The sequence below is a fragment of the Nocardia sp. NPDC003345 genome (assembly GCF_053589395.1).
Genome location: NZ_JBSFRU010000011.1, coordinates 1 through 18,712 on the forward strand (window position 1 = coordinate 1; position 18,712 = coordinate 18,712).

Genomic DNA, 18,712 nt, shown 5'->3' on the forward strand with positions numbered 1-18,712 from the left:
CACCCTCGAGCGGCGGAGCCGCTCCAAAATCACAGCCCGACCCTTCGCGGAGGGGAAGCTCCACACCGCCTTCCTCTGGGAGGTCGCCTCCACACCGCCTTCCTCTGGGAGGTCGCCTCCAAGCCGCCTTCCCCTGGGAGCCCGGCTCCGAGCCACCATCTCCTGGAGGCCGGCACCAAACCACCATCCTCTGAAAGGACAGCTCCGAGACGCCCCCCACCCTCCGAGCAAGGGCCTTGCCGAAAGCTACGGCTAGAGTCGAGCCCCGTGCGACCGGACCGATCTCCCCGAGCGATGAACCGTATCCGTCTGCTGGCCCTGGTTTCCGGACTACTGGGGTTCGTCCTGGCGATTCTGGCGCCGTTTCTGCCGGTCCGGCAGGAGCGGACCGCGCTGGAGTGGCCGCAGGCGGGGACGGTCGATGTCGAGGCGCCGCTGGTGAGCTACCAGCCGCAGCGGCTGGAGCTGACCGTGCCGTGTTCGGTGCTGAGCACGGCCGAGGGCACGGTGGTGACCACTGTTCCGGACGAATCGGGCAAAGCGTCGGCTCGTGGGCTGCGGGTCACGGTCACCGGTGACACCTTGTCGGTGGTCCTGCGCGATGTTCCGCTGCTGTCGGCCGAACGGGCCGAACTGGGCGGTTGCGAATCGCTCGCGGTGACTTCCACCGCCGCGTCGACCAGCACCGATCTGGTGGGCGGGGCGCGGGCGGACGGCACCTCCTTCCGGTCGCGGGTGGATCGCGATATCCGGCCGCAGATGGTCGGTGTGTTCACCGATCTGCCCGAATCGCAGCTGTCCGGGATCCGGTTGCACGCCGATATCGATTCCCGTTTCACCTCCTCACCGACTCCGCTGAAGACGGCCGCGATCGTCGGCGCCGTCGTTTTCACCGTGATCGCGCTGCTGGCACTGCATATGCTCGATACCGCCGACGGCCGTCGCGCGCGCCGGTTCCTGCCGTCGCACTGGTGGCGGTTCCGGATCGTCGACGGCGCGGTGCTGGGCATCCTGGTGGTCTGGCATTTCATCGGCGCCAACACCTCCGACGACGGTTACATCCTGAATATGGCCCGGGCCTCCGAGAAGGCCGGCTATATGGCCAACTACTACCGCTGGTTCGGGGTCCCGGAGGCGCCGTTCGGCTGGTCCTACGAGGTGCTGGCGTGGATGACGCGGATCTCGGAGTCCAGTCCGTGGATGCGGTTGCCCACCCTGCTGGCCGGGATCGTCTGCTGGCTGGTGATCAGTCGCGAGGTGCTGCCCCGGCTGGGCGCCCGGGTCCGCGGCAATCAGGTGGCGCTGTGGACCGCCGGGCTGGTGTTCCTGGCCTTCTGGCTGCCCTACGACAACGGTCTGCGCCCGGAGCCGCTGATCGCCGCGGGGGCCCTGCTCACCTGGTGTTCGATCGAACGGGCGATCGCCACCGCGCGCCTGCTGCCGGCCGCGATCGCGGTACTGATCGCCGCCTTCTCCCTGGCGGCCGGTCCGACCGGGCTCATCTGTATCGCGGCTCTGATCGCCGGATCCCGCCCTGTCCTGCAGATCATCATCAAACGGGCCCGCGGCGGTGCCGGGGCGGGCGCGGTGTGGCGGTACGCGAGCCTGATCGCGCCCGGCCTGACCGCGGGGACGCTGGTGCTGGTGGTGGTCTTCGCCGACCAGACGCTGTCGACCGTGATGGAGGCGACCCGGGTCCGGACCGCGGTCGGCCCCAATGTGGCCTGGTTCGACGAACGCACCCGCTGGGATTCGCTGCTGATGCTCTCCCCGGACGGCTCGCTCGCGCGCCGCTTCGGTGTGCTGCTCATGCTGCTGTGCCTGCTGGTCTGCGTGCTGCAGGTGCTGCGGAAGGGCCGGATTCCCGGTACCTCGCGGGGCCCGTCGGTACGCATTCTCGGGATCGTGTTCGCCTCGCTGCTGCTGATGATGTTCACTCCCACCAAATGGACCCACCATTTCGGTGTGTACGCGGGTCTGGCCGGCTCGCTCGCCGCCCTGGCCGCGGTGGCGGTGGGTACCAACGGTATCCGGGCCCCACGCAACCGCGCTCTGTTCGCCGCCGCGGTGCTGTTTCTGCTGGCGATCACGTTCACCGGGTCCAACGGCTGGTGGTACGTCTCCAGTTACGGTGTCCCGTGGTGGGACAAGGCGCCGCTGGTCGCGGGTAAGGGCCTGTCGACCGTTTTCCTTGGGCTCAGCGTGCTCGCACTGCTGCTGGCATTGTGGCTGCACTACCGGGCTCCGTATAAACCCGGCTCGCACACTCGCCCAGGTCCGGAGGGGACACCTCGGCCCCGAACCAGCGCGCGCCAGCGCGCCGTATACACAGCGCCGCTCACCATCGCCGCCGGGCTGCTGGTGCTGTTCGAGATCGCCTCGCTCACGAAGGCCGCCATCGACCAGTACCCCGCCTATTCGATCGCGAAATCTAATCTGCGCGCGGTCGCCGGGGATTCGTGCGGACTGGCCGATGACGTACTGGTGGAGACGAATACCGCCGATTCGCTGCTGCAGCCCTACGAGGGCGATCCGGCGAACGGGCTGGTCTCCACCGAACCCGATGCGACGACCAGCGGTTTCACCCCGGACGGCGTGGCCGAGGATCTGACCGCCGACGCCGAGGAGACCGTCTCCGGCGGAGCGAACTCGGTCGAATCCGATACCGAGAACAAGACCACCTCCACCACCGGCGCCGGTACCGGCGGCGGCACCTCGGTACAGCCCGGGATCAACGGTTCCACGGTGGCACTGCCTTTCGGCCTGGACCCGGCCCGGACGCCGGTGCTCGGTAGTTACGTATCCGGCGACCAGCAGCAGGCGAAACTGACCTCGCAGTGGTACCGCCTCGACCTCACCGACGAGATGCGGGCCGACCCGGCCTACCGGGTGCTCGCGCTCACCGCGGCCGGGCGTATCAAATCGGTGGACGCCGACGGTGTGATGACCTACGGCCAGGATGTGACCGTGGAGTACGGGACCCGTGCCGCCGACGGCACCATGCGGGTGCTCGGCGCGGTGACCCCGCTGGATATCGGGCCGAACCCGTCCTGGCGCAATCTGCGGGTGCCGCTGGACCAGCTGCCGCGCGAGGTGAACGCGGTCCGGGTGGTCGCGGTCGACAACGACATCACCGGCCGGCAGTGGCTGGCGCTCACCCCGCCCCGGCTGCCCCGGCTGGCCACCCTGGATTCGGTTGTCGGCCATACCGATCCGGTTCTGCTGGATTGGCATGTTGGGCTGGCGTTCGGTTGCCAGCGACCGTTCGATCACAGCCACGGGGTGGCCGAGGTACCGCGCTGGCGCATCCTGCCCGACCGGGTCGGTTCGGATGCCTCCAACGCGTGGCAGGACCATATCGGCGGCGGTCCACTGGGCTGGACAGAGCTACTGCTGGAAGCCGATTCGGCCGCGACCTATCTCTCCGACGACTGGGCGCGCGACTGGGGTTCGCTCGAGCGCTACACCCCCTACCGGCCGGACGCCCGACCTGCCGATTTGTCCGTTTCCGCGGAAACCCGGGGCGGCCGAGCGGTCGACGATCCCATCCGTGAGAAGTGAACTGGCTTGCGCTACATCGAAACTCGTCTATCATGTGGCATCCCTCACATCTTGGTTTATTTCCAGGTGAGGGAATTCCGGAACGGATGACGAATGCCGGTGAGCGCCGTACCCTGGGACGCATGAACTCGGCCTTCGATGATATGGAACTGCGCGATCTCGTCGGCTTGCTCACCGACGAGGAGCAACGAGAACTACGACCGTCGGTATTACGCGTCCTCGGACGCCTGCCGTCTCAGGAGGTGCTGCGCCGGGAATTGGGCCAGCGGATGACACGCGTTTGACAGCCGCCGCGACCACGGGCGACCGTGCGCGGGAGGTGAGACCGAATACGACGAGGGCCGTCGCACCGGAGAGATCCGGAGCGACGGCCCTCGAAGTTTCGGGGGAGTCCCGACCCGTGTGGGACAGCGGGAAGCCCGGCGCACCGGCCGGGCCACCGCGAATCAGACGGGCAGTTTGCGGAAGATCGGGCGCGGGATATGGCGCAGGATCATCATCACGTACCGGAACGCGCCCGGCGCCCAGATGAGCTCCTTGCCCTTCTCCGAGGCGTCCACCGCCAGCGCGGCGACCTCTTCCTTGTCCACCGTGAACGGAGCCTCTTTGGCGCCCGTGGCCTTCCAGTGCTCGATGGTGGTGGTCGTGCGGACCTGCCCGGGCCGGATCACCAGGACCCGTGGCCCGTGGGGGCGCAGCGCCTCGCCGAGGCCGAGGTAGAAACCGTCGAGCCCGGCCTTGGTGGAGCCGTAGACGAAGTTGGAGCGGCGCACCCGCTCACCGGCCGCCGACGACATCGCGATCACGCGACCGTAGCCCTGGGCCTTCATCTTCTCGCCGATCAGCACGCCCACCGAAACCGCGGCGGTGTAGTTGATCTGCGCGATCTGCACCGCTTTACGCTGGTCCTGCCACAGCTCCTCGGCATTGCCGAGCAGACCGAATGCCACGATCGCGACATCGATATCGCCGTCGGCCCAGGCCTGATCGACGACCTTCGGGTGGCTGTCGGTATCGAGCGCGTCGAAATCGATCACATCGACCTGGTTCGCGCCGGCGGCCTTCATCTGGGCGACCGCGGTATCGCGCAGCGGATCACCCGGCACGACCGCCAGGATCACCCGCGCCGGACCCTTTTTCAGGTATTCCGCGCAGATCGCGAGGCCGATTTCCGAGGTCCCGCCGAACAGCAGAATGGACTGCGGATTGCCTACCGCGTTGATCACTGAAGCTCCAGCCTTCTCGCCATATCGGACATGAAAACGCCTGTGGGATCGACGCTGCGGCGTACCTTGATCCACTCGTCGATCCGGGGATACATCTGGTGGAAGGTTTCGGCGGTGGTGCGCGAATCCTTACCGGTGTAGAGCCGGCCGCCGAATTCCAGTACCCGGCGGTCCAGTTCGGTGACGAACTCGTTGAGCCCCGGCGCGATCGGGAAGTCCAGGCAGACGTTCCAGCCGGGGATCGGGAAGCTCAGCGGGGCCTGATTACCGGCGCCGAAGAGCTTGAACACATTGAGGAACGAATAGTGCCCGCTGGCCTGGATATCGATGAGGATCTTCTTGAATTCCTCGACCGCTTCCGGCGGGACCACGAACTGGTACTGCAGAAAGCCTCGCGTCCCGTAGGCGCGGTTCCACTCGCCGAGCATATCGAGCGGGTGGTAGAAGGCCGTCAGATCCTGCGGCTTCTGCCGGTAGGTCGCGCCCTTGCGGTACCAGATCTCGGTGGCGAGGGTGAAGGTCTTGTTGTTGAGCAGGCCGTTCGGGAACACATCGGGGAAGGTGAGATAGGTCTTCCCGGTGAAGCCCAGCGGGTTCTTCTGTAGTTTCGCGGGCAGCTGATCCAGTTTGGCCAGCGAACCGCGCGAGATCACCGCCCGGCCCAGTTTGGGCATCGGGCTGAGCGCGTCGAACCAGGCCGAGCTGTACTCGTAGTTGTCCTCGGTGCCGTCGCTGTGGAAGGCGATGGTTTCGTCGAGCCCGCTGGTGACATCGCCGTCGGCGATGAAGTAGGCGGTCTCGGTGGGGGTCATCTCGATGGTGGCCCGCAGGATGATGCCGGTGAGGCCGCAGCCGCCGACCGTGGCCCAGAACAGTTTGGCGTTCTTCTTGGGGCCGATGGTCTGCACCTGGCCGTCGGCGGTGAGGAGCTGGATCGAGCGCACATGGTTGCCGAAGCTGCCGGCGCTGTGATGGTTCTTACCGTGGATATCGGAGCCGATGGCGCCACCCACGGTGACCTGCCGGGTGCCCGGGAGCACCGGGACCCACAGACCGAAGGGCAGTGCGGCCTTCATCAGCTGATCCAGATTCACGCCCGCGTCGACGTCCACCAGCCGGGTGTCCTGGTCGATGCGGTGGATCTTGTTCAGCGCAGCCATATCGATGACCAGACCGCCCGCGTTCTGCGCGTTGTCGCCGTAGGAGCGGCCGAGACCGCGGGCGATCACGCCGCGCCGCAGATGCGCCGGTTTCCCGTCGTTGTCCTCGGCGACCATGGCCACGGCCTTGGCGATGAGTTCCGGATCACTCGTGGAGAGCACCTCGGCGGACGTCGCCGCCGTACGCGCCCAACCGGTGAGGGTCCGGGTCTGGGTGGGTAGCGTGAACCCGGTACCTCCGGTGTCGGGTTCACCGGCCGCCGAGGTCTCGGTACCGGACGCCTGATTCGAGGTCGGAGCTTTCGTGGACATCGGCTAAGAGGCTACAGGTATCGGTGGATTCCGGTTCAACTCGTTCCGATCTCCGGATCCCGTTGCCGTGACCCACCCGTGATCCCCCGGCCGCGGCCGGGCAAGTACATTTCGGGCGGTGCCCCCTGAAAGCAACGCAGTAGACCGGAGCGCCCGGGTTGCGCCGGGCGATGGTGCAGATATGACCGAAGTTCCCGCGTTTCCGGTGCCCACCGGTCCCGAATCCGAGGCTCCGGGAGAGCAGAGCGCTCCGATCGGCCTGAAAACGCAATTGCTGCGCTTCGTGGCCACCGGCGCGCTGTCGGCGGTCGTCGACTTCGGCCTGTATCTGCTGCTGCTCGAAGTGCTCGATATGCCGGTGAATCCGGCCAAGGCGATCGGTTTCATCGCCGGGACCACGACCGCCTATCTGCTGAACCGGCGCTGGACCTTCAACGCCCCGCCCAGCCGGGCGCGGTTCCTGGCCGTGGTCGCGCTGTACGCGGTCACCTTCACGGTCCAGGTCGGCATCAACTGGGTCTTCTACCACCTTCTGGACGACGGTCTGTGGTGGCGGGTCCCGGTGGCGTATGTGATCGCGCAGGGCACGGCGACGGTCATCAACTTCGTGGTGCAGCGTCTGGTGATCTTCCGGATCCGCTGAGGGTTCCGGCTACGGACCGGACTCCGGTCACACGACACAACGATGAGCCCCGGGTCCTCGCGGACCGGGGCTCATCGCTGTCGGGTTCGTACCGGGCGGTCGCCCGGGGTTGTTCAGCAGGCGACGCTGGTCAGCCGGCGGGCCCGGCGGGCCAATGACGAACGCACCGCGGCGCCGAGGGCGACCACCGGGGGTACCCAGCGGGCCTCGTCGGGACCCACGCCCCAGCTGGCCGAACCGGCCGAGAGGTGGGTCGGGGGCAGCGGGATTCCGTCGCCGTCGGTGTGGACGACCGCGCCGGCCTCGCGCAGCGCCTCGACGGCACGCTGGGCCTTGCGCATTCCGGTGACCAGATGGATTTCACGGCGCTCGGGCCCCGGAATCTCGATCACCGGACCGGTCAGATCGTTCGCGCGCAGATAGCGGCGGACCGACGCGGCCAACTCCCCGGTGACCTCGACGGCGGACAGGTCTTCGTCGGTGATCAGGCACAGGCCGTTGGTCGTTTCGGCGACAGTCCAGCCACGCTGGGCATAATCCCGCGCGGCAGCGGACTTGGCGGCCGCCGAGACGGAAGTCGGAAACGTCGTACGCACTGTCATCTCCATTCCCCGGTTTATTGAGCTCCGGCTTTCATGGTTCGTATCGGTGCCGGGTGCCCGGGGCGTTACGCCCATCCAGAGATTTTTTTCCACTGTCGGGTTCCTCTCATCTTCGGCCCCCGGCTATGTCCGGTTCGCACAAGTCGATCGGGGCGTCCGGCCGGCCGGATCGGCGGGTCACCTGTTGGCTTACGGGCCGGAATCCAGGGAGGATCCGGGTATGGCCACTGACTCATCCGACGAGGCTCCGGATACCGGGCCGGCGGCGTCATCCGGGCCGCCGGAACCGGTGAACGGAACCGGAACCGGCTCCGCCGAGCCCCTCGGGCCGGCCGTGCGCCGGCCGCGCCGCCGCCCGAGCTGGCGGGCGGCGGCCGCCCGGCGCTTCGCCGACGCCGCGGCGGCCGAGGAGGACGAGCGACGCCCCGAGCCGGGCCCGGCGAACGTCCGGCAGTGGGGCGCCGACGCCGTGCGCGGCCTGCTCGACGTCCAGTTCCGCCGGCCCGTCACCCGGACCCTGCTGCCGCTGGTCTATCTGCTCGGCCTGGCCTTCGCCCTCGCCGCGCCGGTCGCGCTGACGGTGCTGGCCTGGCAGGCATCGGCACTGCTCGGGGTGCTGGCGGCCCTGCTGTCGGTGCCGCTGGCGCTCTCGATCGCCGCGGCCGTGCGGCTGCTGCTGGAATTCCTGGTGAACGCGTCCCGGCTGGCGACCCGGGTCGAGCACATCAGCGATATGGCCGACGATCTGTTCCATGTGCTCTCGGATGTGGCCGAACCGATGAATCAGCTCTCCGAGGACGTGCGGGCGGTGCAGTTCTGGCGGTTCCGGCGCGGAACCCGCAAATAGCCCGTGCTGCCGGGGGTCTCCCGGCGGGCCCCCGCCCGGACGTCCGTGGCGCCGGCGCGGCTCAGCGATCCCGCAACCGTGGCGCGGCTTCGTCCTTCGCCGAACGCAGATAGGTCAGCGGCCGGCCGTCGCGCCCGGTGACCGGCCAGTCGATGGCCAGGTCCGGGTCCAGCGCGTCCAGGTCGTGGTCGTGCCCGGGGCTGTATTCCAGTGAGCACAGATAGGTCAGGACCGAGCCGTCCTGGAGGGAGAGGACAGCGTGTCCCAGTCCCTCGGACAGGAAGACCGAACGGCGGTCGAGATCGTCGAGTACCACGCTGTCCCAGCGCCCGAAGGTGGGCGAGCCCGGCCGCAGATCCACCACCACGTCCAGGAAAGCGCCGTAGGCGCAGGTCACATACTTGGCCTGCCCGGGGGGATCATCGGTGTAGTGGATCCCGCGCAGTACCCCCGCGGCGGAGACCGAGGTGTTCACCTGCAGCAGATCGAGAGTCCTGCCGGTGGCCTTCTCGAATTCCGAGGCCCGGAAGGTCTCGGCGAAAGCGCCCCGGGCGTCGCCGTGGACCCGGGGGGTGAACACCCAGGCGCCGGGGACCGCCATCTCACTGATCCGCACTACACACTCACCAACTTCGTCCGTGCTCGAGCAGATCGAGCAGGTACTTACCGTATCCGGATCGGGTGAGCGGGTCGGCCAGCAGGCACAGCTGCTCGTCGTCGATATAGCCCATTCGCCACGCCACCTCCTCCGGTACCCCGATCTTCAGTCCCTGCCGTTCCTCGATGGTGCGCACATAGTTCGCCGCGTCCAGTAGCGAATCGAAGGTGCCGGTGTCCAGCCAGGCGGTCCCGCGGGCAAGGACATCGACACTGAGCCGCCCTGCCTCGAGATAGGCCCGGTTGATATCGCTGATCTCGTATTCGCCGCGGGCCGAGGGAGTGAGGGCGCGGGCGATCTCCACCACGTCGTTGTCGTAGAAATACAGGCCCGGCACCGCGTAGTTCGACCGTGGGACCTTCGGTTTCTCCTCGATCGAAATGGCCCTGCCGTCCTCGAATTCGACCACGCCGTAGGCGGTCGGGTCCGAGACCCGGTAGGCGAAGATGGCGCCGCCGTCCAGATGGGCGAAGCGGTGCAGGCTGGTGCCGAGTCCGGGGCCGTGGAATATGTTGTCGCCGAGCACCAGGGCGGCGGAATCGGTGCCGATATGGCCGGCGCCCAGGACGAAGGCCCGGGCCAGCCCGTCGGGAACCGGTTGTACGACATAGCTGATCGCGATCCCGAACTGGGAGCCGTCGCCGAGTAGCCGGGTGAAGGATTCGGCGTCCTCGGGTGTGGTGATCACCAGCACGTCCCGGATCCCGGCGAGCATGAGGGTGGACAGCGGGTAGTAGACCATCGGCTTGTCGTAGACCGGGACCAGCTGTTTGCTCACTCCGCGCGTGATCGGATGCAAACGCGACCCGGTGCCGCCCGCCAGAATGATTCCGCGCATATCCGCTGAGTCTGCCAGCCCGGGGCATACGGTCCCGCGTGCGGTTGCGTTAGCGGCGGACAACCGGTGCCGGGGCAGGGGCCGGCAGCGACCCTGATGACCGGCGGGGCCTGCCCGGCATCGGCGTTACGGTCCTGTGCCGGTTTGGTTTCGCCCGCTCCGGGTACCCCCCGACAATGAGGGCGATAAGAAGATCCGATCCGGAATCGTATCGAGACGATTGACTCGGATTCGGGTGAAGTATCGCCCGAGGCCCGTTCCGCCGGGGCAGCCGGGACGAGGCGATGAGATCGCGCCCTCCTGAATCTGACGCTGTGAAAATGGATTGAGAGGGGCACGTCTTGTCGATTCCGGAAAAGGAGTCCAGAAACCGGAACCCCGAGAAGGGTTATATCGCGCTTCTCGGCTGGAGTCTCAACGCCGTCGAGGCCGTGGACCGATTCGATCGCCGTTATGTCGTCGTCGCGCCGGACTGGGCGCGTGAATATTGCGAAGAATACGATATTCCATATGTACCCTGGAACTTCGAACGCCTCAACGATCGTTCGATGGAAATTGCGGAGACGCTGCAGGACATGGGGGTCGATGTAGCCATCCCGATCTTCGAGGAAACCGTCGAATGGGCCGGGGCGATCAATTCCGTCCTGATGGACAACCCACGGCTGTTCGGGCAGGCGATGCTGCTACGCGACAAATCGCTGATGAAACGCCGGGCGCAGCTCGGCGGAATTCGCGTGGGTATTTTCGAGGAGGCCCACGAACGGGACGATGTCATCCGGTTCCTGAAGCGCGTCAATCAGACGTTGATGAAACTGGACGGCGACCCCAACGACCCGATTCATGTCAAAGCCTTCGACAAGGCCGGCTGCCTGGGACATCGGGTCATCCGGACGCCCGACGAGATCGACACGATCCCCGACGACGAGTTCCCGGTGCTGATGGAATCCCATCTCGACGGCTGGGAATTCGCGGTGGAGGCGTGGATACACAACGGGAAGATCCGGTTCCTGAACATATCCGAGTATGTGACGCTGGGTTATTCGGTATTCGTTCCCGCCACCCCGGAACTGGAAAAGTACCGGCCGGAGATAACGCGGCAGGTCGAACGTCTCATCAAGACGTTCGATATCGAATTCGGCTTCGTGCATCCCGAGTATTTTGTGACGAGCGACGGCGAGATGTATTTCGGCGAGGTCGCCTACCGCCCGCCCGGTTTCAAGGTGTTCGAACTCCTGGAGCGAGCCTACGGATTCAATGCCTACCATGCGCTGGTCCTGGCCTTCGATCCGAAGACGACGGAGGAGGAGATCACCGAATTCTTCCCGCAAGAGGTGGTGGACGCGGTCGGGCATGCCGGCACCTTCGGTGTATACCCCCGCAGGCGTGTGGTGAGCCAGCTGTCGCTACCGGAGGAGACCGAAGATCATGAATACTTCGAATCGCACGAGTTGTCCTCGCCATTGACCGAGAAAGTAACCAAACGCACGGCGTTCGGAAACCATTGGGGACTTCTGTACTTCTTCGGAGACGACCCGTACACTCTGCGGGATCTGTTGAAACGACAGGAAGAACTCGATTTCTATATCTGAACCGTTCGGCACAACGGTTCGGCCGGGGAGGTTCGGCTCTTGAGTCCAGTCAACGGCGGCGGGACGTCCCTGGACAGACATCTGGCCACATTGGACGGCGCCACACAGGCACTCGCCGATACCAGCGAATTCGGCAAGCAGGTGAAGCTGTCACGGGTGCTCGGCGCCCTGCGCCGGGTGCTGCCGCTACCCGGCGGGTGCGCCGCGGTCCGGGCGCGCGCGGCCCGGCTGGAGGCGGCGGGATTGTTCCTGGGTACGGACTGGGCGCGGCCCCAGATCTTGATCCCGTCGCTGAGCACCGGGTCGCTACGCAGTGCCAATGCCGACACCGTGGTGCTGGAAACCGTGAGTGACCTGCGGCTGCTGGCCGTGGCGAAGGGTGAGTACGCGCATCCGATGGTGTCCGCCGAAGAGGCGCATCATCACCTGTCGCATGTGCTGGCGATCAATATCACCCTGCTGTTCACGCCCCCGTCCGAGACCGAACGGGTGCGGCAGGGCCGGATGGCGCAGGTTTCGCGGGAACTGCTCCGGCATCTGGTGGAGGAGATCGGCTACGAGAAGGTCCTCGAGAATCTCGTCGACGAGATCTGGCGGATCCTGCGCCAGCGGCCGATCCAGGTGGAACCGGTCAAACAGATGATCACCCAGATCGCGGTCGCCCGCAGCAACCCCGAGATCGATCTGGGCGCCAGCGGGCTCGGTGCCGATCGGTTGATCAGCAGTCTGTACGGCACCACCGACGCCTGCCGGGAGGATCCGGGCGTGGAGGTCTATCGCACCCGGCTGGAAACGATGGACGCCTCCGCCCTGCAGTACGAGACCGCGGGCTTCGCGCGGTCGATGCACGACACCGGGCTGGTCTCGCCGTACCACGCCGTACTGGTGCGATTCCTGCTCGGCAAGGGCGAGTACCTGCTCGGGGAGGCGCTGGGCCTGTCCAGCACCGGGCGGGAGAGCCTGCTGTGCTATCACGAACTGGTCCGCAGCCTCATCGCCGAGGCGGTGCATGTGGAGACCGCCCAGTGCATCTACGGGCTGGCTCTGATGCTCGAACGCGGGATTCTCTACGAGGGACCGGTCGCGCCGGCGCTGTGGCGGCAGCTGGCCCTGCAGCTGTCGCCACACGCCCAGCAGCGCCTGAACGAGGCGTTCGGACCCTCGCCGTCCCCGCGGGCCCGGTTGCTGGCGGGTGTGTTGTCCATCCTGGGGCAGCCGCTCGGGGTGGGCCAAGGTGACAATCCGACCTGTCAGTCCGCCCGGGCGCTGTCCATGTGGGCCTACAACGACCCCGACTATCTGCTGCAGATCGTGGTCTGGGCGGCGCGCGACGACGAGGTCGTCATGCATTTCGAGGGTCGCCCGATCTCCTCGCGTGACAGCGCGGCGGGCCTGGCGACCGAACTGCCGGTGGACTTGGACCCGGTATCGCTGCTGGTGGTGCCCCATCTGGACCGCATCTACGCGGAAATGGGACGGGCCTGCGCGGACCGCGACGGCGATCCGCACCGCTGGGTGAACCCCGAATTCCACGGCTGGTGGTCGGGGCGGGGCTTCCGGATCAATGTCGACGTAGCCACGGGCAACCTGATCGATCTGGACGAGTTCCTCCGGCACTTCTACGCCGGCTACCACCCGTTCCACAACGGCAACCAGCCGCTGATCCACCCCCAGCCCGCCGGGATCGCCGTCACCGACAGCGCGGCCCGGTTCGTCGGCTGGCATGCGATCACCATCCTGCGGGTGGCCCTCGATCCGCAGGAGCAGATGCGGGTCTACTTCTACAACCCCAACAACGACAGCGGCCAGGACTGGGGTGACGGCGTGGTGGTCGGCACCGCGGGTCAGGGCGAACGGTTCGGTGAGGCCTCGCTGCCCTTCGAACAGTTCGCCTCCCGCCTCTACATCTTCCATTTCGATCCACTGGAACCGGGCGAGCTGGCGTCGGTGAACCGGGAGGAGCTGGACCGGGTGATCGGTTACGTCAAGCGCAGCTGGGGAGCCAATCGCCTCCTGATGTGACCAGCGCTCAGCCGCGGTACCGGTCGATCAGGGGAGTCCATTCGTCCAGCGTGCGCAAGGTTTCCTCGGCCGGACGCGTCGCCAGGCGCAGAGTCACCCGCTCGACGCCCGCCGCGGCGTAGGCGTCCAGCACCGCCGGATCGGGTGGTACCGCCGTGACCGTGACCGGGACATCGTGGCCGGCGATCACGGCCAGCTGCCCGGCGACCGCCCCCGCTTCCGTCACCCCGTTCGGGATCCAGCCCAGGCCGAGCCGGATCGCGCGTTTCGCGGCCACCTCTCCGCCGCCGATCAGAATCGGCGGATGCGGGGTCTGCACCGGTTTGGGCCAGGCGTACATCGGGTCGAAATCGATGTGCTCACCGTGGTATTCGGCGAGTTCGTCGGTCCATATGCGGGTGATCGCGGCGAGTTGTTCGTCGAGGCGGGCGCCGCGGGTCCGGGGATCGGTGCCGTGATCGGCCATCTCCTCCCGGTTCCAGCCGACACCCACACCGAATACGGCCCGGCCGTTCGAGATCCGGTCGACCGTGGCGACCTCCTTGGCGGTGTGGATGACATCGCGCTGGATCAGCAGGGTCACCCCGGTGCCCAGGGTCAGCCGGTCGGTGACGGCCGCGATGGAGCCGAGTGCGACGAAGGGGTCGAGGGTGCGGAAATAGACCCGGGGGAGTTCGCCGCCGCCCGGATAGGGCGATTGCCGCGCCGCCGGGATATGCGAGTGCTCGGCGAGGAACAGCGAGTCGAAGCCACGCTGCTCGAGTGCCGGTCCGAGCGCGGTAGGAGCGATGCCCTCGTCGGTCAGGAAGGTATTGACTCCGATCAGCATGTCAGGTCCAACCACGCCCGCCCGGAAATATTTCTCCGGTCCGTAGAGTGAACGCGTGCGCCTACTCGTGACCGGCGGAGCCGGGTTCATCGGAGCGAACTTCGTCCAATACACCGTGGCCGAACGCCCGGACGTCGCGGTGACCGTAGTGGATGCTCTCAGCTACGCGGGTAACCGCGCCTCCCTGGATCCGGTGGCCGATCGCATCGAGTTCGTGCACGGCGATATCGCCGATACGGCCCTGGTGGAGCGATTGGTCCGCGATTCCGACGCGGTGGTCCATTTCGCCGCCGAATCGCATAACGACAATTCGCTGGCCGAACCCTGGCCCTTCGTGCAGACCAATATCGTCGGGACGTATTCGCTGTTGCAGGCGGTCCGGCACCACGGGGTGCGGTTCCACCACGTCTCCACCGACGAGGTGTACGGCGATCTCGGCCCGGAAGAACCGGCGTTCACCGAGCGCACCCCCTACAACCCGTCGAGCCCGTACTCGGCTACCAAAGCGGCCAGCGATATGTTGGTGCGGGCCTGGGTCCGGTCCTTCGGTATCCGGGCGACGCTGTCGAACTGCTCCAACAATTACGGGCCGTACCAGCATGTGGAGAAGTTCATCCCACGCCAGATCACCAATCTGATCGACGGAGTGCGACCGCGCCTGTACGGCGCCGGGCATCAGATCCGGGACTGGATCCACGTGGACGACCACAATCGCGCGGTCTGGGCGGTCCTCGAACGTGGCCGGATCGGGCAGACCTATCTGATCGGCGCGGACGGGGAACTGGACAACCGCACCGTGGTCGAGCTGATCCTCGCGGAATTCGGCCGCGCACCCGATGATTTCGACCATGTCACCGACCGGGCCGGCCACGACCAGCGCTACGCGATCGATTCGACCCTGCTGCGCACCGAACTGGGCTGGACCCCGCGCTACGGCGATTTCCGGACCGGACTGGCCGCGACCGTCGCCTGGTATCGCGAGCACGAGGCCTGGTGGCGGCCGGTGAAGGAGTCCACCGAACGGGCGTACGCGGCGGCGGGGGAACGCACCATAGCCGTCCCCTGACCGGCCCTCCGAACGGCGAACGGCCCGCCCCGGCGAGCGCCGGGACGGGCCGTCGCGACGACCGGGTCTATCGGGGTACCGCCCCTACGCCCAGACGTACAGGTGGTACTTCGCGACCGTGGTGACCAGCGCGATGAGGGCCGCGATCACGATCGTCCATTCCGCGGCCCGGCCGGGTGGGCGGTCGCCGGGCCCGCGCAGCCGCAACGGCAGCCAGCGCAGCAGCACCGCGAACGCCACGATGGCCAGCGGTATGAAATACCGGCCCTGGACCCCATCGATGATGTAGTAACCCACCGGCGTGAACGACATGTAGAGGGTCACGTAGATCATCGCGACGCTCGCCGCCATCGTCAGCGCGACCACCAGCGTGCGCCGGAAATCCGGCAGTTCGAGCCGTTCTGCGGTGCCCAGCGCCACCGCGAAGGCCAGCAGGCACGCCACGATCGCGGTCGCCGGGACGTTGATGTAGGAGAAACCGAGTTCGCCGAAGAATTCGGTGAACCATTCCTGATCGCGGCGCAGGATGCTCTCCCAGAACGTCCGCAGGAAACCGAACGGGCCGGTGAGGATGCCGGTCAGCTGTTCGCCGGTGTCCACCGTGTACCACTGGTGCCGGGGTCGCATGAGGCTGGTGCCCTCCCCGGTGGGCGCGGCGATCTTCATCCATACCGCGAAGCCGAGCGCGCCGAGCGCGGCGCAGGCCCAGGTGAGCCACCGGCGCCACCCGGTCAGTCCCATACGCTCGGCCGGGATCAGCACCACCAGCAGCGCGAGCAGCACATAGGTCGGTTTGCACAGCGGGAGCAGTATCGCTGTGCCCATTACTGCCACGGTTTCCGCGCGGCCCAGCCTGTCGCCCAGGAAGAGACCCTTCACCAGCAGTGCCGACACCAGTACCGCCAAGGCGTTGGTGAGAGTGTCGGCGGTGACGGTTCCGGCCTGGAAGACCGCGATCGGGAGGACGGCCACGGTGAAGGCCAGCCATTGGATCCGGTGCGCGCGCAGACTCCACAGTGCGAATCCCACCACCAGCAGGTAGGCCGCCAGGCCGGAGAGCCGGGTGAGCCGCACCAGCGTGCCGGCGTCGGCGTCGATCAGTTCGGCGAACCGGATACCGATCGCGTTGGGGACGTAGGGGACCGCCGAATAGGCGGCGGTATTGGTGAACCAGACCGTCTTCTTGTCGTCGGTGACCGGTGCGTCACCGAGCCGCTGGTAGGTCTGCGGTTCGGCGACCATCGGGAACGGCTCACCCGGGTTGTGCGTGTAGTCGTCGAGCGCGAATCCCATGAGGGCCTCGACCGCCGCCGGCACCTCACCGCCGTAGGACACCCCGCGGTCGTCTTCGATCTGGGACGGCAGCAGCCCGCCGTGCGCCACCTGATAGGCCCGGCCGAACTGGGTGAGCTCGTCGTGCCCCCAGAACGGCGGGCTCATCACCGCGAAGATCAGGCCGAAGATCCCGGCCAGCAGCGTGAACGCCACGGTCGCCGGGCCCGCCCGGCCGATCAGCGCCGTTCCGGCGCGACGTGGTCCGGACAGGCGGGACCGCCCCGCGTTCTGCTCGGAACCGGCAGAGCGGGTCTCGGTCTCGGTGGTCAACGGACGTCCTCGGCAGCCACTCCGGTCCGGTCGGCGCCGGTGGCGGCGGCCGGGTAGGCCGGTGCGGCGGGCGCCTCGTAACGCAGGTAGATCAGTCGCGCGGCCTCGTGGCGGGAGCGGCGGATGCCGTCCAGGATCAGGCCCGCGGTCCAGGCCAGGAAGCCGACCAGCAGCAACGTGCAGGCCAGGAACAGGGTGGGGAAGCGGGGGACCGTATGGGATTCGTAGTATTCCGCGATGATCGGGATGGTCAGGACCACCGAGATGATCCAGCCCAGGGTCCCGAACAGGCCGTAGAACGCGACCGGCCGCTCGTGCCGGGCCAGGCCGAAGATCAGTGCCAGGATCTTGAAGCCGTCGTGATAGGTGCGCAGTTTGCTCTCGCTGCCGGCCGGGCGGTCCCGGAAACCGACGGGTACCGCGGTCTGCGGAACCCGCAGATGCAGCGAATGCACGGTGAGTTCGGTTTCGATCTCGAATTCGCGCGAGACCGCGGGAAAACTTTTCACGAAACGCCGGGAGAACACCCGGAAACCGCTGAGCATATCTTCGACGTTCTCGCCGAAGACCTTGCCGACGACGCCGTTGAGGACTTTGTTTCCGGTTTCGTGACCGGACCGGTAGGCCGATCCGCCGACATCCTGTTTCCGGACACCGAGTACGTGGTCGAACGGACCCGAGAGCAGGGTCTCGATCATCTGTGGTGCCGCGGATGCCTCGTAGGTGTCGTCGCCGTCGATCATCAGATAGACATCGGCTTCGATATCGGCGAAGGCGCGGCGCACCACATTGCCCTTGCCCTTGGCCATTTCCACGCGCACGATCGCGCCGGCGGCACGCGCCTTCTCGGCGGTCGCGTCGGTGCTGAGATTGTCGTAGACGTAGACGACAATTCCGGGAACCGCGGCCTTGAGGTCGGTGACGACCTTGGCGACCGACGCTTCTTCGTTGTGGCACGGGACCACGGCAGCAATACGCAGTCCATCGTTTTCGGTGGATTCCACCTGGTCAAATCCTCGAAATCGGCTGATAGTGGGAACACGGGGAGAGTACCGGGTGTGAGCGCGGTGGGGAGGCTCAGGTCACTGCGGTACCGTCGGCGCGTGTCATCTGGTGAGTCATCGGCCGTGGTCGCCGCCGACGCCCCGGCTCCTCCTTCGCTGGCCCGGCGGGTGCGAACGGGGCTGCGGCAGAGCGCGGCGTTCCTGGTGGTCGGCGTGGTGGGTTTCCTGGTCGACGCCGGGACCTACAACGCGCTGGTGTTCAACTTCGGCGCCTGGGGCGGCGAGGGGTTGATGTACGCGGCGCCGCTGCCGGCCAAGATCATCGCGATCGCGGTGGCGACGGTGGTCACCTACTTCGGCAACAAATGGTGGACCTTCGCGCACAAGCAGTCCGGCAGCCCGGTGCGTGAGTATGTGCGATACGCGGTGATCAATGTGATCGCGATCGGCCTGCAATTGAGCTGCCTGGGCTTTTCCCGGTACGTCCTGGATCTGTCCACCCCTCTTGCGGACAATATCTCCGGAACATTGGTGGGTCAGATAGTGGCCGTCGTGTTCCGGTATTGGGCATACGACAAGTTCGTATTCACCGGCGAGCCCGCCGAACCCGATCGGGCAACGACCGAACGGGCGACCGGCGTGGCTGATTGATATCCTCGGCCCCGCCGCGAACCGTTATCAGGGACACGTCTGTCCCGTCGGCACCAGCATGACGAGTCAGGCCCGGAGGCGGTAGTGGAGCGTAACCAC

16 protein-coding genes are annotated in these 18,712 nt (G+C 66.8%); 8 read left to right on the top strand and 8 right to left on the bottom strand.

Annotation, left to right across the window (positions count from 1 at the left end; all coding sequences use genetic code 11):
- Positions 1-294 precede the first annotated feature (294 nt).
- The gene (locus ACWDU1_RS02640) at positions 295-3,561 is read left to right on the top strand and encodes an arabinosyltransferase domain-containing protein (protein ID WP_449995291.1); all 3,267 of its coding nucleotides are present in this window, start codon (positions 295-297) and stop codon (positions 3,559-3,561) included.
- Positions 3,562-3,683: 122 nt separating this feature from the next.
- The gene (locus ACWDU1_RS02645) at positions 3,684-3,845 is read left to right on the top strand and encodes a hypothetical protein (RefSeq protein ID WP_449995293.1); all 162 of its coding nucleotides are present in this window, start codon (positions 3,684-3,686) and stop codon (positions 3,843-3,845) included.
- Positions 3,846-4,007: 162 nt separating this feature from the next.
- On the opposite strand, the gene ACWDU1_RS02650 is transcribed toward ACWDU1_RS02645, so the two are convergent.
- Together ACWDU1_RS02650 and ACWDU1_RS02655 are read right to left on the bottom strand one after the other, a co-directional pair.
- Positions 4,008-4,787 carry a decaprenylphospho-beta-D-erythro-pentofuranosid-2-ulose 2-reductase gene (locus ACWDU1_RS02650; RefSeq protein WP_449995295.1) on the bottom strand — a complete coding sequence of 260 codons (780 nt, stop codon included), beginning with the start codon at positions 4,785-4,787 and terminating at the stop codon, positions 4,008-4,010.
- Complete coding sequence (locus ACWDU1_RS02655; protein WP_449995297.1) at positions 4,784-6,259, bottom strand: FAD-binding protein; 1,476 nt, start codon at positions 6,257-6,259, stop codon at positions 4,784-4,786. The genes ACWDU1_RS02650 and ACWDU1_RS02655 overlap by 4 nt, the downstream gene beginning before the upstream one ends.
- A gap of 181 nt (positions 6,260-6,440) precedes the next feature.
- On the opposite strand from ACWDU1_RS02655, the gene ACWDU1_RS02660 reads away from it, so the two are divergent.
- Complete coding sequence (locus tag ACWDU1_RS02660; protein WP_449995299.1) at positions 6,441-6,902, top strand: GtrA family protein; 462 nt, start codon at positions 6,441-6,443, stop codon at positions 6,900-6,902.
- 113 nt (positions 6,903-7,015) lie between these two features.
- Here the strand turns inward: ACWDU1_RS02660 and ACWDU1_RS02665 are convergent, their stop codons facing one another.
- Positions 7,016-7,510 (bottom strand): hypothetical protein, encoded by a 495-nt coding sequence (locus tag ACWDU1_RS02665; protein ID WP_449995301.1) that lies wholly within the window; start codon positions 7,508-7,510, stop codon positions 7,016-7,018.
- A 214-nt stretch (positions 7,511-7,724) separates the two neighbouring features.
- Here ACWDU1_RS02665 and ACWDU1_RS02670 point away from each other — a divergent pair, with 214 nt between their 5' ends.
- On the top strand, positions 7,725-8,351 hold the full coding sequence (locus ACWDU1_RS02670) for a DUF4282 domain-containing protein (protein ID WP_449995303.1): 627 nt from the start codon (positions 7,725-7,727) through the stop codon (positions 8,349-8,351).
- 61 nt (positions 8,352-8,412) lie between these two features.
- Here the strand turns inward: ACWDU1_RS02670 and ACWDU1_RS02675 are convergent, their stop codons facing one another.
- Positions 8,413-8,952 carry a dTDP-4-dehydrorhamnose 3,5-epimerase family protein gene (locus ACWDU1_RS02675; RefSeq protein WP_449995305.1) on the bottom strand — a complete coding sequence of 180 codons (540 nt, stop codon included), beginning with the start codon at positions 8,950-8,952 and terminating at the stop codon, positions 8,413-8,415.
- A 22-nt stretch (positions 8,953-8,974) separates the two neighbouring features.
- Positions 8,975-9,847 carry a glucose-1-phosphate thymidylyltransferase RfbA gene (rfbA, locus tag ACWDU1_RS02680; RefSeq protein ID WP_449995307.1) on the bottom strand — a complete coding sequence of 291 codons (873 nt, stop codon included), beginning with the start codon at positions 9,845-9,847 and terminating at the stop codon, positions 8,975-8,977.
- Positions 9,848-10,395: 548 nt separating this feature from the next.
- Between rfbA and ACWDU1_RS02685 the strand changes: the two genes are divergently transcribed.
- Together ACWDU1_RS02685 and ACWDU1_RS02690 are read left to right on the top strand one after the other, a co-directional pair.
- Positions 10,396-11,436 carry an ATP-grasp domain-containing protein gene (locus ACWDU1_RS02685; RefSeq protein ID WP_449995364.1) on the top strand — a complete coding sequence of 347 codons (1,041 nt, stop codon included), beginning with the start codon at positions 10,396-10,398 and terminating at the stop codon, positions 11,434-11,436.
- Positions 11,437-11,475: 39 nt separating this feature from the next.
- Positions 11,476-13,458 carry a hypothetical protein gene (locus ACWDU1_RS02690; protein WP_449995309.1) on the top strand — a complete coding sequence of 661 codons (1,983 nt, stop codon included), beginning with the start codon at positions 11,476-11,478 and terminating at the stop codon, positions 13,456-13,458.
- A gap of 7 nt (positions 13,459-13,465) precedes the next feature.
- Here ACWDU1_RS02690 and ACWDU1_RS02695 read toward each other — a convergent pair whose 3' ends face one another.
- On the bottom strand, positions 13,466-14,287 hold the full coding sequence (locus ACWDU1_RS02695; protein ID WP_449995311.1) for an LLM class F420-dependent oxidoreductase: 822 nt from the start codon (positions 14,285-14,287) through the stop codon (positions 13,466-13,468).
- A 55-nt stretch (positions 14,288-14,342) separates the two neighbouring features.
- Between ACWDU1_RS02695 and rfbB the strand changes: the two genes are divergently transcribed.
- A complete protein-coding gene (rfbB, locus tag ACWDU1_RS02700; RefSeq protein ID WP_449995313.1) occupies positions 14,343-15,353 on the top strand; it encodes a dTDP-glucose 4,6-dehydratase in 1,011 nt (336 codons plus the stop codon).
- Positions 15,354-15,437: 84 nt separating this feature from the next.
- Here the strand turns inward: rfbB and ACWDU1_RS02705 are convergent, their stop codons facing one another.
- Positions 15,438-16,958, bottom strand: coding sequence for a DUF2142 domain-containing protein (locus ACWDU1_RS02705; protein ID WP_449995315.1), 1,521 nt, complete (start codon positions 16,956-16,958; stop codon positions 15,438-15,440).
- The gene (locus ACWDU1_RS02710) at positions 16,955-17,962 is read right to left on the bottom strand and encodes a glycosyltransferase (protein ID WP_449995317.1); all 1,008 of its coding nucleotides are present in this window, start codon (positions 17,960-17,962) and stop codon (positions 16,955-16,957) included. The genes ACWDU1_RS02705 and ACWDU1_RS02710 overlap by 4 nt, the downstream gene beginning before the upstream one ends.
- Before the next feature lie 99 nt (positions 17,963-18,061).
- Between ACWDU1_RS02710 and ACWDU1_RS02715 the strand changes: the two genes are divergently transcribed.
- Positions 18,062-18,613, top strand: a complete 552-nt coding sequence (locus ACWDU1_RS02715) for a GtrA family protein (RefSeq protein WP_449995318.1) — start codon at positions 18,062-18,064, stop codon at positions 18,611-18,613.
- Positions 18,614-18,712: the final 99 nt, after the last annotated feature.